Raw genomic sequence first — 15,938 nt, 5'->3', positions numbered from 1 at the left:
GGGTTGGGGATGGATTTGGCTCCGGGCGACAAGCCCATAGCCCAAGCTATGGGCGCGAAGCACGGGGGCAAAAACGCCCCAAACCGACCGCCAGCGCCCGTGCAGGCGCGAAGCGCCGCCTCATGGACGATCTGGGTTAAAGACGACTCGCGATGAATGCCCCCCTCCAACCCGACCTGGCTGCGCGCGCGGCGCGGCAGGCCGAAGTGGTCGCCGCGCTGGGTGCGGTGGTGCCGCAGCACATCCTGCTCTGGCAGCCCGAAGAGGTCACGCCCTACGAGTGCGATGGCCTTTCGGCCTACCGGCGCAAACCTCTTGTGGTGGCGCTGCCAGAAACCGAAGCGCAGGTCGCGGCGGTGCTCAAGGCCTGCCACAAGCTGAACGTACCGGTGGTGGCACGCGGCGCCGGTACCGGACTTTCCGGCGGCGCCCTGCCGAATGAAGACGGCGTGCTGCTGGCGCTGGCGCGGTTCAACCGCATCAAGCGCGTCGACCCCCTGGCGCGCACTGCCACGGTGGAATGCGGGGTGCGCAATCTGGCCATCTCCGAGGCCGCAGCGCCGCACGGACTGTTCTACGCACCCGACCCAAGCAGCCAGATCGCCTGCACCATCGGCGGCAACATCGCCGAAAACTCGGGCGGCGTGCACTGCCTCAAATACGGCCTCACGGTGCACAACGTGCTGCAGGTGCGCGGCTACACGGTGGAAGGCGAGCCGCTGACCATCGGTGGCCTAGCCTGCGACTGCCCCGGTCCCGATCTGCTGGCGGCGGTGATCGGCAGCGAAGGCATGCTCATGGTGGTCACCGAAGTGACGGTGAAGCTGCTGCCCAAGCCGCAGCTTGCGCGCTGCATCATGGCCAGCTTCGACGATCTGCGCAAGGCGGGCGACGCGGTGGCGGCCATCATCGCCGCGGGCATCATTCCGGCCGGGCTGGAAATGATGGATCAGCCGATGACCGTGGCGGCCGAATCTTTCGTCCACGCCGGTTACGACCTGGAGGCCCGCGCCATTCTGCTGTGCGAGAGCGACGGCACGCCCGAGGAAGTGGAAGAAGAGATCGGCCGCATGACCGAGGTACTGTCGCGCTGCGGCGCCACCGCGCTGAAGTGCAGCGAGAGCGAGGCCGAGCGCCTGCGCTTCTGGAGCGGGCGCAAGAACGCCTTTCCCGCCACCGGCCGCATCTCGCCCGACTATTACTGCATGGACGGCACCATTCCGCGCAAGCGCGTGGCCGACATGCTCGAAGCCATTCAGGGCATGGAGGGCAAGTACGGGCTGCGCTGCGTCAACGTATTCCACGCGGGCGACGGCAACCTGCACCCGCTCATCCTGTTTGACGCCAACCAGCCCGGCGAGCTGCATCGCGCCGAGGAATTCGGCGCCGAAATCCTGGAAACCAGCGTCGCCATGGGTGGCACCGTCACCGGCGAACACGGCGTGGGTTTCGAGAAAATCAACGCCATGTGCGTGCAGTTCAGCCCCGAGGAGCGCGAGCAGTTCTTCGCCCTGCGCCGCGCCTTCGACCCCGGCGAGACGCTCAATCCCGGCAAGCAGATCCCCACCCACGCCCGTTGCGCCGAATACGGCAAGATGCATATAAGCGGCGGGCGGCTGCCCTTCCCCGACCTGCCCCGGTTCTGACCGCCCGCCCCTAGACCCTGGCCGCGGCGCATGCTGCGGCTTCACCTCATGCAAGCAGACGAACTGATTCCTCTTTGGCAAGATCTGGTGCGGGAAGCGGCCTCGCGCGGCGAACGCATCCGCATTCATGGCGGCGGCAGCAAGGCGCCGTGGTGGGCCGCGGCGCAGCACAGCGGGGCCGACACCGCCGAACACACGCTCGACGCCACGCAACTGTCGGGCATCACCCACCTCGAGCCGACCGAACTGGTCGTCACCGCCCGCGCCGGCACGCCGCTGGCCGAGATCGAAGCGGCGCTGGCCGAACATCACCAGTTCCTGCCCTTCGAGCCACCGCACTTCGCGCGCAGCGGCCGGGCCACGCTGGGCGGCGTGGTGGCCAGCGCGATGAGCGGGCCGGCGCGCATCAGCGCAGGTGGGGTGCGCGACTATGTGCTGGGCGCCAGCCTGCTCAACGGCCGCGGCGAAGTGCTGCACTTCGGCGGCGAGGTGATGAAGAACGTCGCTGGATTCGACGTCTCGCGGCTGCTGTGCGGTTCGCTGGGCTCGCTCGGCGTCATTCTCGACGTGTCGCTCAAGGTGATGCCGCGCGCCCCGGCGGAGGCCAGCCTGCGCTTTGCCATGACGCAGGACGAAGCCATCGCCCGCTGCAACGCCTGGGCCGCCCAGCCGCTGCCGCTCAACGCCAGCGCCTGGCTGCCCGACCGCAGCGGCGGCTCGGGCAAGGGCGTGCTCACGGTACGGCTGCGCGGAGCGCAGGCTGCGGTGCAGGCCGCCTGCGCCAGGCTGGGCGGCGAACGCATGGCCGAAACCGAAGCCACCCCCTTCTGGACGGCGCTGCGCGAGCAGACGCTGCCCTGGTTCACCCCCACCTGGCCGGGCGATTCGCAGGCGGCGCTGTGGCGGCTGTCGCTGCCGCCCACCGCGCCCGCGCTCGACCTCTCGGGCACGCAACTGGTGGAATGGTTCGGCGGCCTGCGCTGGCTGATCAGCGCCGCGCCCGCCCCCATCATCCTCGAAGCCGCGCGCCAGGCCGGCGGTCATGCCACGCGCTTTCGCGGCGGCGATGCCAGCGTCGCGGTGTTCGATACGCCGCAAGCCACGCTGCTGCGCATCCAGCGCAACATCAAGACCGCCTTCGATCCGCACGGCGTGTTTCCCACCCTTTTCTGAAAACGATGGAAACCCATCTCAGTCCCGAATTCGCCGGTACTCCCGAGGGTCAGCAGGCCGAGGCCATTCTGCGCAACTGCGTGCATTGCGGCTTCTGCACCGCCACCTGCCCCACCTATCAACTGCTGGGCGACGAGCTCGACGGCCCGCGCGGGCGCATCTACCAGATCAAACAGGTGCTCGAAGGCGAGGCGCCCACCCGCACCACCCAGCTCCACCTCGATCGCTGTCTGACCTGCCGCAACTGCGAGACCACCTGCCCCTCGGGCGTGGAATACGGCAAGCTGATCGACATCGGCCGAGCCGTGGTGGACGCCCGGGTCGAACGCCCCACCGGAGAAAAACTCTCCCGCTGGGCGCTGCGCGAAGGCATGACGTCGCGGCTGTTCGCCCCGGCCCTCAAAATCGGCCAGGCACTGCGCCCGCTGGTGCCCGCCGCGCTGCGCGACAAGGTGCCCGCCCGTCAGCGCGCCGGGCAGCGCCCTCAGCGCAGCCACGCCCGCAAGGTGCTGATGCTCGCTGGCTGCGTGCAACCCGCGCTGATGCCCAACATCGGCGCGGCCACCGCCCGCGTGCTCGACGCCGTGGGCGTGCAGCCGCTGCTGGCCGACGGCGCCGGTTGCTGCGGCGCCATCCGCCAGCACCTCTCCGACCACGACGGCGCGCTGGCCGACATGAAGCGCAATGTCGATGCCTGGTGGCCGCTGGTGGAAAGCGGCACGGTCGAAGCCATCGTCATGGACGCCTCGGGCTGCGGTGCCATGGTCAAGGAGTACGCCCACCATCTGCGGCACGACCCCGCCTACGCCGATCGCGCGCAGCGCATCAGCGCGCTGTGCCAGGACATCAGCGAGTACCTGCCGCAGTTCGCCGCCACGCTCAAGACCCTGCTGAAGAACAAGCCGGTCGATCACCTCGCCTACCACCCGCCCTGCACCCTGCAGCATGCGCAGCAGGTACGCGGCAAGGCCGAGGAATTGCTGCGGACCCTGGGCTTCGAGGTCAAACTGCCGCTGGAAAGCCACCTTTGCTGCGGCTCGGCCGGCACCTATTCGGTGTTGCAGCCCGAGTTGTCGAAAGAACTGCGCAACCGCAAGCTACAGCACCTGGCCGAGACCGCACCGCAGCGCATCGTCAGCAGCAATATCGGCTGCATCCAACATCTTCAGACCGGCACCACCATCCCCGTGCAGCACTGGGTGGAACTGCTCGACGAAGCGCTGCACGGCAAGCCCTGATTGTTTGCGCACCCTGTTGGATTTCCGCTGCGCGCTGTTGTCACTGCCCGCCTTGTTGTGGACAATGCAAGGCAGCTTTTACGAGTGCAGGGTCGGGGGGCTCTGCCCGCGACAACCAGAACGGCCTGTGCCCTGCCGTCACCCGTCCCCGATGTCCGACCCTACTGCCGCACCGACCGCCATCGGCGCCGCCGCAGGCTTGACCCAGCCCGCCTTTTCGAGACCACGATGAAATTTTTCGCCACCCTGCTGCTGTCCCTGAGTCTGGCGGCCCCTGCGTTCGCCGCCACGCCGGGCGTGACCGATACCCAAATCGTCATCGGCCAGTCCGCGCCGCTCACCGGGCCTGCAGCCCAGCTGGGCATTCGTCTGCGCATGGGCATCGAGGCCTACTTCAAGCAGGTCAATGCCGACGGCGGCGTGGCGGGGCGCCAGCTCAAACTGGTCAGCCTCGATGACGGCTATGAGCCCCCGCGCGCCGTGGCCAACACCAAGACCTTCATCAACGGCGGCGACGTGTTCGCGCTGCTGGGCTATGTCGGCACCCCCACCACGCTGGCGGCCAAACCCCTGATCGACCAGGCCGGCATACCGCTGATCGGCCCCTTCACCGGCGCCATGGGCCTGCGCACTCCGGTCGATCCCTACATCTTCAACATCCGCGCCAGCTACAACGACGAAACCCGCAAGATCGTCGATCAGTTCCTGTTCCTCGGCCTGAAAAAGATCGCCGTGTTCTATCAGGACGACGCCTACGGCATGGCCGGTCTCACCGGGGTGCAGAAGGCGCTGGCCGCACATGGGCTCAAGCCCGTGGCCACAGGTACGGTCAAGCGCAACACCGTGGACGTGGCGGCGGCGCTGGCCTCCATCCTGCCGGCCAAGCCCGACCTGATCGTCGAGGTGGGTACCTACACCGAAGTGGCGGCCTTCAACCAGCAGGCCCTCGCCCAGGGCTACGGCGGCCAGTTCGCCAACGTCAGCTTCGTCGGCTCCGAAGCACTGGCCAAGGCGCTCGGCCCCTCGGGCAACGGCGTCATCATCACCCAGGTCGTGCCCTTCCCCTTCTCCACCGTCACCCCGCTGGTGCGCGAGTATCAGGCCGCGATGAACGCCGCCGGTCACAAGGACGACTACGACTTCACCAGCCTGGAAGGCTATATCGACGCCAAGGTACTGGTGCTGGCGCTGCGCAAGGCGGGCAAGACGCTCACCCGCGCCAGCCTGATGGATGCGCTCAACGGCATGAGCAACGAAAACCTCGGCGGTTTCACCGTGCGCTTCTCGCCCGACGACCACTCCGGCTCCGACTACGTCGACACCACCAGCATCACCGCCAGCGGCGGTTTCCGTCACTGACCCGCATCACACTGGCGCCTGCAGCGCCATTTCGATATCGGGCCCGATCAGCTCGGGCCTCTCCTGAGGCGGATAGCGCTTGAGCACTTGACCGTCGCGCCCGACCAGAAACTTGGTGAAATTCCATTTGATGGCGTGAGACCCGAGCAGGCCAGAGGCTTCTCGGGTAAGCCAGCGCCATAGCGGGTGCGCGTGCTCGCCATTGACCTCCACCTTGGCGAACAAGGGAAAGGTCGTGGCATAGCGGCTGGTGCAGAACTGCGCAATCTCCTCGCCGCTGCCGGGCTCCTGCGCGCCGAACTGGTTGCAAGGAAACGCCAGCACCGTGAATCCCTGCAGCCCGTAGCGCTCCTGCAGCGCCTGCAAACCGGCGTACTGTGGAGTAAAGCCGCAGGCGCTGGCGGTATTGACGATGAGCAGCACCCTGCCGCGCCATTGCGCCAGGGGCTGCTCGTGACCCGCGATGTCGAGCGCGGAAAAATCGAACGCGGAGTGAACCGGGGCCGCAACGCTCATGGCAGCATCTCCCAATCAAGCCGCCTGCGGGGTCGTCAAGCGGGGCCAAGCCGCCAGCATGATGGCCAGCAGGATCAGGCTACCACCAAACAGCGCTTGCGCGGAGAGATGCTCGGCCCCGAGCAGCACGGCGCTGCCGCTGGCAAACACGATTTCCACCGTCATCACCACCGCAGTCAAGGCCGACGGCAGACGCTCGGCGCCGTATTGCAGCCCCAGATTCGCCGCCAGAAACGCCAGCGCCATCAACACCACACCGATCAGCCAGCCGGGCGCCGGTGAGGGTAGGGGCTGAACGGCGCCGTGCGCCGTCAGCACCGCCGCCACACCGCCGGCCACGATCACCCCACCTGCGAACATCGCCAGTCCGCGGGCCTCCGGCGGGGTGTGCGCGTACTTGCGCAACAGCACATTGTTGAGCCCGAAGAACATGCCGCCGATCACGCCCAGCCAGTCCGCCGGATGCTGCGGCAGCGGCAGCCCGCCTTCTCGCGGCCAAAGCACCACCATGGCGCCGACCAGCGCCAGCGCCAGCCGCAGCCCGACCAGTCGGGTCAGACGCTCGTTCAGCAGCCAGCGCGCCAGCAGCGTGGCCCAGACCGGCATCAGATAAAACAGCAGCACAACACGCACCACGTCGCCCTCGGTCACTCCCCAGTTGAACGCGGCATTGGTCGCGCCGGACGCCACCAGAATGCCCCACAGCGACGGGTTCCGCCACAGGGCGCGCAGCGCCTGCGGTCGGGCCGCCAGGATGAGCGCGGTGCTCACCGCATACATCAGCGCGGTGGCCCACAACGGGTTCAGCCCCAGCGCGCTGAGATGGCGGAACGGCCACCACGACACACCCCAGACGAAGGCATTGAGCATCAGACCGCCGATCGCGGCCAGGGTGAAGCGGGAAGGGTGCATGAAAAACTCGATGAACGGCCAGGAGTCTGTCGGGCTTGGGGTGCGACGTGCGAACAAGGGCCATTCGCCCAGGATGTCAGATATTTCGGTGAATCAGGACAAAATTCACGCCTTATTTTCCGCCGACATCGTAAAGTCCGGCTGAAACCGGCTTTGGCGGCAGTCACGCATCGACAAGTCCGCCCTTGTCCTTTCTTCTTTCGTTCAGGCGCAGCCATGCAAGATCAGGGCGATCCCCTTCGACTGCTCGACCTGCCCCGCGACATTTTGCGGGGCCTGGCCGAGGGGCGCCCGATCGCCGAACTCGCGGCCATGCTTTGCCGCATGGCCGAGCAGGAAGTGCCGGGCCATGTCGCGAGCATCCTGCGGCTGGAGGCAGACGGTCTGCTGTATCTGCTCGCTGCCCCCAGCGCACCTGTGGAATTTCAGCGCGCGCTCCAGACGCTCAAGCCCGGTCCGCACGCGGGTTCCTGCGGCAACGCGGTGTTCGGCAACGCGCCAACTTTCGTTCAGGACATCCCCACCGACCCGCGCTGGGACGATTTGCGCCCGGTGGCCGAGCAATGGCGCCTGCGCTCATGCTGGTCGTGGCCGGTGCGCGAGGGTGACCAGGTCATCGGCAGCTTCGCGCTGACTGGCCTCGATGCGGGCCTGCCGTCCGAGGGCAATCTGAAGCTGCTCGAGTTCGTCGCCTCCATGGTGGGCGCGCTGTTGCACATGGATCAGTTGCAGCGCGAGCGCGAGTCTGCCGAACGGCTGCGCCAGGCCATGCTCGACAACGCGCTGGTGGCCATCGCGCTTGTGGGCGACCGCACCCTGCGCAGTGGCAATGCGCGCATGGCGCAGATGTTCGGCTACCCCGACACCGCATCGCTCCAGAACCTTCCGGCCCGCGCCATCTATGCCGACGATGCCGAGTACGAGGCCATTGGCGCCGAGCTCTACGCCGCCATGGCGCGTGGCGAATCCGTCACCCGTGAAGTGCGGATGCGCCGCGCCGATGGCAGCCTGTTCTGGTGCGAACTCACCGGCCAGACGGTCAGCGGCCAGCCCGGCATCGATTCCGTCTGGGTCGGACAGGACGTGACTGCGCGCCGCGCCGCCGACGAGCGCATGCGCTGGCAGGCGCAGCACGACGCGCTGACCGGCCTGCCCAACCGCTACGCCCTGGACGAATGGCTACCCGAACGACTGGCGCAGGCCCAGGCCGAAGGCGCCGCCGTGGCCATCGGGCTGCTCGATCTCGACGACTTCAAGGCCATCAACGACGGCTGGGGCCATGCCGCGGGCGATGCCGTGCTCAAAGACGTGGCCCGGCAGCTCGGCGCCTGCCTCGATCCGCGAGACCTGCTCGCGCGCATCGGCGGCGACGAGTTCGTGCTGGTGCTGCAAGGCGCGCAAGGCGAAGCCGACATCACCCGCCGCCTGCAGGCCCTCGATCAAGTCCTGCCGCTCACCGTGCCCTTGCCCGAAGGCAAGAGCCGCGCGATCAGTCTCAGCCTGGGCCTGGCGCTGTACCCGCACGACGGCCCCAACCCCGACACCCTGTTGCGCCGTGCCGACGCCGCGCTGCACGCCATCAAACTGCACAAACGCCATCGCCAGCACTGGTGGCTGCGCTGGGGGCAGGATGTGGAGCCCGATCTGCTCGAAGACGACATCGAGCACTGGCTGCTTCAGCCCTACGGCCCCCAGGCCGAAACCCTGCTGCAGATCGCCGGGCCGCATTACCAGGCAGTGGCCGAGTCGTTCATCGAACAGTTCTACGTCCTCGTCGGGCGCGACACCGAATCCAGCCAGTTGCTCGGCCACCTCACCCCGGCCGAATTCGCCCACCTCAAGGCGCGGCAGGTCGATCACTTCAGGCGCATGCTCTCCCCGGGCCTGCTGGAGGCCGAGCATGTGCGCGAAGCCACGCGCATCGGGCAGATTCACGCGCTGGTGGGCGTGCCCACGCGGCTGCTGGTGCAGTCCGCCGGGCTCTATCTGCAGGCGCTGATCGACATGAGCCATACCCTGCGCACCAGCTCACGCGACCGTCGGCGCATCGTCCAGTTGCTCACCGCACGCATGCAGACCGAGTTGCAGACCGAGGTGGAAGCCGCGCAGGCGCTGCGCGAGCAATACCAGCAATGCGTCATCGCCCTGGAGCACGCGCTGCAAGATGGCGCGCCGTGGAGCGAATTCATGCAGATGGCGCTCGACAGGCTCATCACCCTGCCCGGCCTGAAAGCCGTGGGCATGGGCGCGCCGGACGCCAACGGCGAATTCGTCGTCGAACTGTCGTCGGGGCTGGAACCCTTCGCCCGCGCCATGCAGAAACACTACGGCGCGCTCAAGGTGCCCAAGCTGCAGGGTTCGCGTGCCGAGAGCATCGGCCCCACGGCCCGCGCCTGGCAGACCGAACGCATCTGCACCATGGCGAGCTATGCGCTCGACGAAGCCGGTGCCCCCTGGCGCGAGGCCGCGCTCGAGGTCGGCATCCGCAGCGCCGCCTCCATCCCGCTGACCGACCGCAACGGGCGGGTGGTGGTCGTGCTCAGCCTGTACGGCGGCTACCCCGCCATGTTCGAGCGCAGCGCCGCGCGCAGCTTCCTCGACAACCTGGGCCAGACCCTGAGCCGCGCCTGGCAGCGCCTGCATGCCCACGGTCGCCAGCAGCCCGTTCCGTTGGCGATACGGCAGCACTGGCGCAGCGCCCTGTTCGACCACGGCCTGGAAATGCACTTGCAGCCCGTGATCGATCTGCAGACCGGCAAGCCCTACGGCGTCGAAGCGCTGGCGCGGCTGCGCACCGACGACGGCAAGCTGGTCATGCCAGGCCAGTTCCTGCCCTGGTTCGGCCACGCCGAACTCACGCGTCTGTTCCGCGGCGGACTCGAACAGTCGCTCGCCCACCTCGCCCGCTGGGATGCCGAGGGCCTGCGCCTGAACCTGAGTCTGAACCTGCCGCTCGACGTGCTGTTGCAGCCCGACTGCAGCCAGCGCGTGGACGGCGCGCTGCGCCATGCAGGTGTGGCGCCCGATCGCCTCTCGCTCGAAATGCTCGAAAACGCCGAATTCGACGACCCGCAGCGCCGCGACGACGCCGTGCGAGCACTCGCCGCCACCGGGGTGCAACTGGTCATGGACGATCTGGGCAGCGGCTACTCCAGCCTGCTGCGCCTGCGCACCCTTCCTTTTCACACCGTCAAGATCGACCAGGGTCTGGTGCGCGAGGCCGGGCGCGACCCCGACCAGGTCATCGGCTTCATCGGCGCGCTGGTGCAACTGGCGCAGAGTCTGGGTCTGTGGGTCGTGGTCGAAGGACTGGAGACCCCCGATCTGGTCGAAGCCGCCACCCTTCTGGGCGCCGATGCGGGTCAGGGCTACGCCCTGGCGCGGCCCATGCCTGCCGCCGAGCTGCCCGCTTGGGTGCGCCAGTTCCACTGCACGATCGACCCGCGCCAGCCCACCACGCCGCTGGGCCGCCTGGCGCTCGACTGGATGGCGCAGCACGGCCGCCAGCTCGCCGACGAATCGGCCCGCCGCCTGCTGCACGCCGCCCGACGCAAGGCACTGGGCACTCGCGCCTAAAAGTCGCGGCGAAGCACTTGTTGTGCCTTATCGCCGCAGAGCGGCGATGCCCTGCTGCAGCGTCGCCGCCGAAAGCTCGCCGATGTGCAACTGCTTCACGCGTCCATCGGCCCCTATGAACAAGGTCGTGGGCAAGCCCGGTGACCGATACGCCGACAGCAGTCGGCTGTCCGGGTCGAGCAGGATCTCCGGCTGGCCCAGCCGTTCGCGCGCCAGATAGGCCGCCACGCGCGAGGCGGCTTCGCCCTCGTTGACCAGCACGATGCGCGCGCCGGTCGGCTGTTTTGCCGCCTGAATCAGCATCGGCAACTCGCGGCGGCAGGGTGGGCACCAGGTGGCCCAGAGGTTGACCACGACAGGATGTCCGCGCAGACCGGCCAGCGCCACGGGCTTGCCCTGCAAGGTTTGCAAGGTGAGGTCGGGCAGGGGCGGGCGCGGCGGCTGCGTCAGGCTGAGCAGCCCCAAGCCCGCCAGCATCACGGCGGCCCCTGCGCCCGTGCTCAGCGGCAGACTCAGCCGCAACGCCGGTCGCCGCCAGGCAAACCACCCCACCGCCGCCACCGCCGCCGCCCATCCGGCCCAGGCGTTGAATCCACGGTCACGAATGTCGATCATGGACAGCACGCCGGGATAGTCGGCCGCATGCCGCAGCACGAACACCGCGCGGGCCACCACCAGCGCCGCCAGCAGCAGCCAGAGCAACAACGGCTCGGCGTTGCCACGCCCCGCCTTCTGCGCCAGCCCCGCCACCCACACCGCCACCGCATAGCCCAGCACCAGCAACAGCGGTGCCCAGGGCAGGACGATGGGGCCAAGGCGCAGGGCGTCCACGATCAGACGTGGGGTTCGCTGTGACGCGGCTCGCCGATGAGTTGCGTCCAGTCGCGTTCGCGCTGGTTGCGGCGGTACCAGAGGATGACCAGAAACATGGAGGCGCTGACGAAGACGCCGAACAGCGCGATCACCCATGGCACCGGCAGGTTCAAGCGAATGAGCAGGGCGTAGAACAGCAGCATCAGCAACACGCTGACGTTTTCGTTGAAGTTCTGCACCGCAATCGAATGCCCGGCTGACAGCAGCACATAGCCACGGTGTTGCAGCAGCGCGTTCATCGGCACGACGAAGTAGCCGGCAAGCGCGCCGATGAACACCATCACGCCGTAGGCCATCAGCATGTAGAGCGGCAGCTTCAGCGCCCACAGATGCAACTGGGCATCGGGCAGTAGATCGCGGTGGAAAAACGCCAGCGCCACCGTGGTCAGCCCCATGCCCACGCCCAGAGGCAGCACGCTCAGACTCTTTTTCAGCGGCACGCGCACCGCCGCGCTGATGGCCCCCACCGCCACCCCCAGCGCCACCGCCGCCTGCATCACTGAGGCCATGGTCAGATCCAGACCCAGGGCATATTCGGCCCACTTGAGCACGATGAACTGCAGCGTCGCGCCTGCCCCCCAGAACAGCGTGGTCACCGCCAGCGAAATCTGCCCCAGCTTGTCCGTCCACAGCACCTTGGTGCAATGGGCAAAGTCCACCAGCAGGGCAAACAGCCGCGTCTTCTGTTTTTCGTAGCGCGCGCCGGTGTCGGGGATGCGCAGATTGCACAGCGCCGCCAGCAGATACACCAGAGTGATGACCAGGATCGCCGATTCGGGCGTGGTGTCGATGCCCACCGCTGCCAGCCCCGGCAGGCCCAGCAGAAAGTTGGACGCCGCGTGGCTCACCAGAAACCCGCCCAGCACCGTGCCGAGAATGATGGAGCTGACCGTGGTGCCCTCGATCCAGCCATTGGCCGCGACCAGTTGCTGCGGCGGCAGCAACTCGGTGAGGATGCCGTACTTGGCCGGCGAGTAGGCCGCCGCGCCCAGGCCGACGACGCCGTAGGCCAGCAGCGGATGCACCGAAAACAGCATGAGCACCAGGCCCGCCACCTTCACCAGGTTGGTGATGAACATCACCTTCCATTTCAGAATGGCGTCGGCAAACGCGCCAACGAAAGGCGCAAGCACCACATACGAGATGGTGAAAAAGAACTTGAGCAGCGGCGTCATCCAGTCGGGAGACTGCATCTGCACCAGCAGCGCAATGGCGGCGATGAGCAGCGCGTTGTCGGCCAGCGAAGAAAAAAACTGCGCCGCCATGATCCAGTAAAAGCCTTTTTTCATCGAGCGGCGACCCGCGCTGCGGGGCCCTGTATCGGGTCGTGGGGCGAAGTATGGGAAAGCATGGGAGGCGTGCGACGGTTTGTCCCGCCCGCCGACTGCCGCGGTTTATAGCACAGGCCATTTGCGACAATGACGGCCTTCGCCACCCGTTCATCCCGTCATGCCCCGCCCGATTTCCGCCGTGATCCACACGGCAGCGCTCTCCCACAACCTGGCCCGAATCCGCCGTGCCACCCCGGGCAGCAAGATCTGGGCCGTGGTCAAGGCCAATGCCTACGGGCACGGCATCGCCCGAGCCTACGGTGCGCTGCGCACAGCCGACGGCTTCGCCCTGCTCGATCTGGCCGAGGCCGAACGGTTGCGCGCGCTGGGCTGGGTCGGCCCGATTCTGCTGCTCGAAGGCTGCTTCGCTCCGGAAGACCTGGCGCTGTGCGAGCGTCTGAACCTCTGGCATGTGGTGCATTGCCGCGAACAGATCGACTGGTTGGCGGTGCACCGCGCCAACCGCACGCACCGCGTGTTCCTGAAAATGAACACCGGCATGAACCGCGTGGGCTTTCAGCCCGAGGCCTACGCCGCTGCGTGGGAGCGTCTGAACGCCCTGCCGCAGGTCGGCGAAATCACCCATATGACCCACTTCGCCTGTGCCGACGAAGCCGACGGCGTGGACGAAGCGCTGGCGCGCTTTGCTCGCGGCGTGGGTGATCTGAGCGGCGAGCGCACCCTGGCCAATTCGGCCGCCGTCCTGATGCACGGCGCCGACCCGCGCGTGGCTGCGGACTGGGTGCGGCCCGGCATTGCGCTCTACGGCAGCTCGCCCACCGGCCTTGCGCCCGACGCCGCGCACTGGCAGCTTCAACCGGCGATGAGCCTGCGCAGTGAGCTGATCGACATCCAGTCCATCGCCTCGGGCGAATGCGTCGGTTATGGCGCGCGCTTCACCGCGCCCGCCCCGATGCGCATCGGCGTGGTCGCCTGCGGCTATGCCGACGGCTACCCGCGCGTCGCCCCGACCGGCACCCCGGTGGTGGTGGACGGGGTGCGCACCCGCCTCGTCGGCCGGGTGTCGATGGACATGATCACCGTCGATCTCGAACCGGTGTTCGCCGTCGGCGGCCAGCCCGTGGTCGGCAGCCCGGTGCTGCTGTGGGGCCAGGATGCCCAGGCCGAGCTGCCCATCGACGAAGTCGCCGCAGCCGCGGGCACGCTGGGCTATGAACTCATGTGCGCCCTGGCCCCGCGCGTGCCGGTGCGCGTGGAGTAGAGACCACCCCGAAAACCTCGCTACGCTCGGTTCTCCCCTCAAGGGGCCAGAAACTCTTGGGGCGGCCCGGCGAGTTTCTGAGACCACCCACCATGGCCAAACCCCAAACCGTTTTCATCTGCTCCGAATGCGGCGGCAAGTCCGCCAAGTGGCAGGGACAATGTCCGCACTGCCAGGCCTGGAACACGCTGGTCGAGACCGCGGAGCGCGGCGCCGATGCAAGTCGGCCCGGAGCACGGCACGGCGCGGCAGCGGCGCAGTTCGCCGGGCGCGGCGGCCTCGCGGCGCCGAGCGGCCCGGTGCTGCTCACCGAAGTCAAGGCCGAGCGCCACGCGCACCGCGCAAGCGGCATCGACGAACTCGACCGCGTGCTCGGCGGCGGTCTGGTGCCCGGCGGCGTACTGCTGCTGGGTGGCGATCCGGGCATCGGCAAGTCCACCCTGCTGTTGCAGGTGCTGGCCAACCTGTCGGGCGAACTGCCGGTGCTGTATGTGAGTGGTGAAGAGTCCGCCGCGCAGGTTGCGCTGCGCGCCCAGCGACTGGGGCTGAAAGACGCGCCGGTGCGGCTGATGGCCGAGACGCAGCTCGAAGTCATCCTCGACCTGCTGGCCTCCGAGCGCCCCGCCGTGGCGGTCATCGACTCCATCCAGACCCTCTACACCGAGGCGCTGTCGTCCGCGCCGGGGTCGGTGTCGCAGGTGCGCGAATGCGCGGCCCAGCTCACCCGCGCGGCCAAGGCCGGGGGCATCACCCTGGTGCTCGTCGGCCATGTCACCAAGGAAGGCGCGCTCGCCGGCCCGCGCGTGCTGGAGCACATGGTCGATACCGTGCTGTATTTCGAGGGCGACACGCAGTCGCGCTTTCGTCTCATCCGTGCGATCAAGAACCGCTTCGGTGCCGTGAACGAACTGGGCGTGTTCGCCATGACCGAGCATGGCCTCAAGGGCGTGTCCAACCCCTCAGCCATCTTCCTCTCCACCCACCTTGAGCCTGTGCCCGGCACCTGCGTGCTCGCCACGCTGGAGGGCACCCGCCCGCTTCTGGTCGAGGTGCAAGCCTTGGTGGACAGCGCCGCCGCACCCAGCCCGCGCCGCCTGTCCGTGGGCCTGGACGCCGCGCGCCTGGCCATGTTGCTGGCCGTGTTGCACCGCCATGCTGGAGTCGCCAGCGGCGATCAGGACGTGTTCGTCAACGCCGTGGGCGGCGTGCGCATCACCGAGCCCGCGGCCGACCTGGCCGTGCTGCTCGCCATCCAGAGCTCGCTACGCAACCGAGCGCTGCCGCGGGGCCTGCTGGCCTTCGGCGAAGTCGGCCTGGCCGGCGAAATCCGCCCCGCTCCGCGCGGACAGGAACGCCTGCGCGAGGCGGCCAAGCTGGGGTTTTCGGCGGCCATCATCCCCGCCGCCAACGCCCCCAAGGGCGCCTCCAGACAATTCGAGGGCATGGAGCTGCACCCCGTTTCGCGCATCGAAGAAGCGCTGGAGGTGGTGCGCGGGCTGGGGTGAACCCGCCCAGCGCAGAACCGTGATTTTTTCCACGAAATGCCGCGTCCGTGACGATGACTGCGGGTTATCCCGAGTGATGACGGAAAAACGTAAAGGTAGTCTTTACTTTCAATGAATAGACCGCAGGCGCAGTTGGCCGAAGCGACTCCTTGAAAGTACAACATGGCTCTTTTGACAGGCGCTCAAGCAGCGCCGCACGATACCTCTGCCGCTGAGCGGTCCGCGCACGCGCACACCATCGAGGCAGTCGATGCGCCCCGATGGCCACTTCAAATTCCCCCACTTGTGGCCGGTCAAACTCCCCCATGCAGGACGGGTGGATTATGAGGCATCGGCGGTGACGGCGATGCGCGCGGCGGCCTCCTTGAGGCGGTAGCTGCGGCCCTCGAACTCGAGCATGGTGGCGCGGTGCATGAGGCGGTCTAGGATGGTGGTGGCCATGGTGGCGTCGCCGAGGTAGCAGCCCCAGTCCTGCACCACGCGGTTGGAGGTCACGACGATGGAGCGGCGATGCTTGTAGCGCTGGTGGACGATGGCCTGCAGCAGTTCGGCCGCGGCGTCGCCGATGCGCCGAGCGAGGAACAGAT

General features: G+C 67.9%; 12 protein-coding genes. 7 read left to right on the top strand and 5 right to left on the bottom strand.

The genetic code is table 11. The annotated features are described in order from the left end of the window. The first annotated feature begins 152 nt into the window (after positions 1-152). The 4 genes from ASC45_RS02645 to ASC45_RS02630 all read left to right on the top strand — a co-directional run bounded on the left by ASC45_RS02645 (position 153) and on the right by ASC45_RS02630 (position 5,416). A complete protein-coding gene (locus ASC45_RS02645) occupies positions 153-1,646 on the top strand; it encodes an FAD-linked oxidase C-terminal domain-containing protein (RefSeq protein WP_055449505.1) in 1,494 nt (497 codons plus the stop codon). A gap of 48 nt (positions 1,647-1,694) precedes the next feature. Next, positions 1,695-2,819, top strand: a complete 1,125-nt coding sequence (gene glcE / locus ASC45_RS02640; RefSeq protein ID WP_055449793.1) for a glycolate oxidase subunit GlcE — start codon at positions 1,695-1,697, stop codon at positions 2,817-2,819. A 5-nt stretch (positions 2,820-2,824) separates the two neighbouring features. Continuing rightward, complete coding sequence (gene glcF / locus ASC45_RS02635; RefSeq protein ID WP_055449504.1) at positions 2,825-4,057, top strand: glycolate oxidase subunit GlcF; 1,233 nt, start codon at positions 2,825-2,827, stop codon at positions 4,055-4,057. A gap of 228 nt (positions 4,058-4,285) precedes the next feature. Continuing rightward, the gene (locus ASC45_RS02630) at positions 4,286-5,416 is read left to right on the top strand and encodes an ABC transporter substrate-binding protein (protein WP_055449503.1); all 1,131 of its coding nucleotides are present in this window, start codon (positions 4,286-4,288) and stop codon (positions 5,414-5,416) included. A gap of 6 nt (positions 5,417-5,422) precedes the next feature. On the opposite strand, the gene ASC45_RS02625 is transcribed toward ASC45_RS02630, so the two are convergent. Both ASC45_RS02625 and ASC45_RS02620 read right to left on the bottom strand, forming a co-directional pair. Then, on the bottom strand, positions 5,423-5,932 hold the full coding sequence (locus tag ASC45_RS02625; protein ID WP_055449502.1) for a glutathione peroxidase: 510 nt from the start codon (positions 5,930-5,932) through the stop codon (positions 5,423-5,425). Between the two features lie 15 nt (positions 5,933-5,947). Continuing rightward, the gene (locus ASC45_RS02620) at positions 5,948-6,844 is read right to left on the bottom strand and encodes a DMT family transporter (protein ID WP_055449501.1); all 897 of its coding nucleotides are present in this window, start codon (positions 6,842-6,844) and stop codon (positions 5,948-5,950) included. A 216-nt stretch (positions 6,845-7,060) separates the two neighbouring features. Between ASC45_RS02620 and ASC45_RS02615 the strand changes: the two genes are divergently transcribed. Then, a complete protein-coding gene (locus tag ASC45_RS02615; RefSeq protein WP_055449500.1) occupies positions 7,061-10,420 on the top strand; it encodes an EAL domain-containing protein in 3,360 nt (1,119 codons plus the stop codon). A 27-nt stretch (positions 10,421-10,447) separates the two neighbouring features. Here the strand turns inward: ASC45_RS02615 and ASC45_RS02610 are convergent, their stop codons facing one another. After that, positions 10,448-11,251, bottom strand: coding sequence for a TlpA family protein disulfide reductase (locus ASC45_RS02610; RefSeq protein WP_055449499.1), 804 nt, complete (start codon positions 11,249-11,251; stop codon positions 10,448-10,450). A 2-nt stretch (positions 11,252-11,253) separates the two neighbouring features. Then, positions 11,254-12,582 carry a lysophospholipid transporter LplT gene (lplT, locus tag ASC45_RS02605; RefSeq protein ID WP_055449498.1) on the bottom strand — a complete coding sequence of 443 codons (1,329 nt, stop codon included), beginning with the start codon at positions 12,580-12,582 and terminating at the stop codon, positions 11,254-11,256. Positions 12,583-12,742: 160 nt separating this feature from the next. Between lplT and alr the strand changes: the two genes are divergently transcribed. Next, entirely contained in the window at positions 12,743-13,846 is a 1,104-nt protein-coding gene (gene alr, locus ASC45_RS02600) for an alanine racemase (RefSeq protein WP_055449497.1), read from the top strand. A 92-nt stretch (positions 13,847-13,938) separates the two neighbouring features. Further along, positions 13,939-15,351, top strand: a complete 1,413-nt coding sequence (radA, locus tag ASC45_RS02595) for a DNA repair protein RadA (RefSeq protein WP_055449496.1) — start codon at positions 13,939-13,941, stop codon at positions 15,349-15,351. A gap of 321 nt (positions 15,352-15,672) precedes the next feature. Here the strand turns inward: radA and ASC45_RS02590 are convergent. Further along, positions 15,673-15,938 (bottom strand): ATP-binding protein (locus ASC45_RS02590; RefSeq protein WP_167344834.1); only part of this gene is annotated, 266 nt, incomplete at its 5' end.

Origin of the sequence: Thiomonas bhubaneswarensis (assembly GCF_001418255.1) — a bacterium.
GTDB classification, from domain to species: domain Bacteria; phylum Pseudomonadota; class Gammaproteobacteria; order Burkholderiales; family Burkholderiaceae_C; genus Thiomonas; species Thiomonas bhubaneswarensis.
Note: the sequence above shows the minus strand (reverse complement) of the source record. Positions and strands in the feature narration are given on the sequence as shown.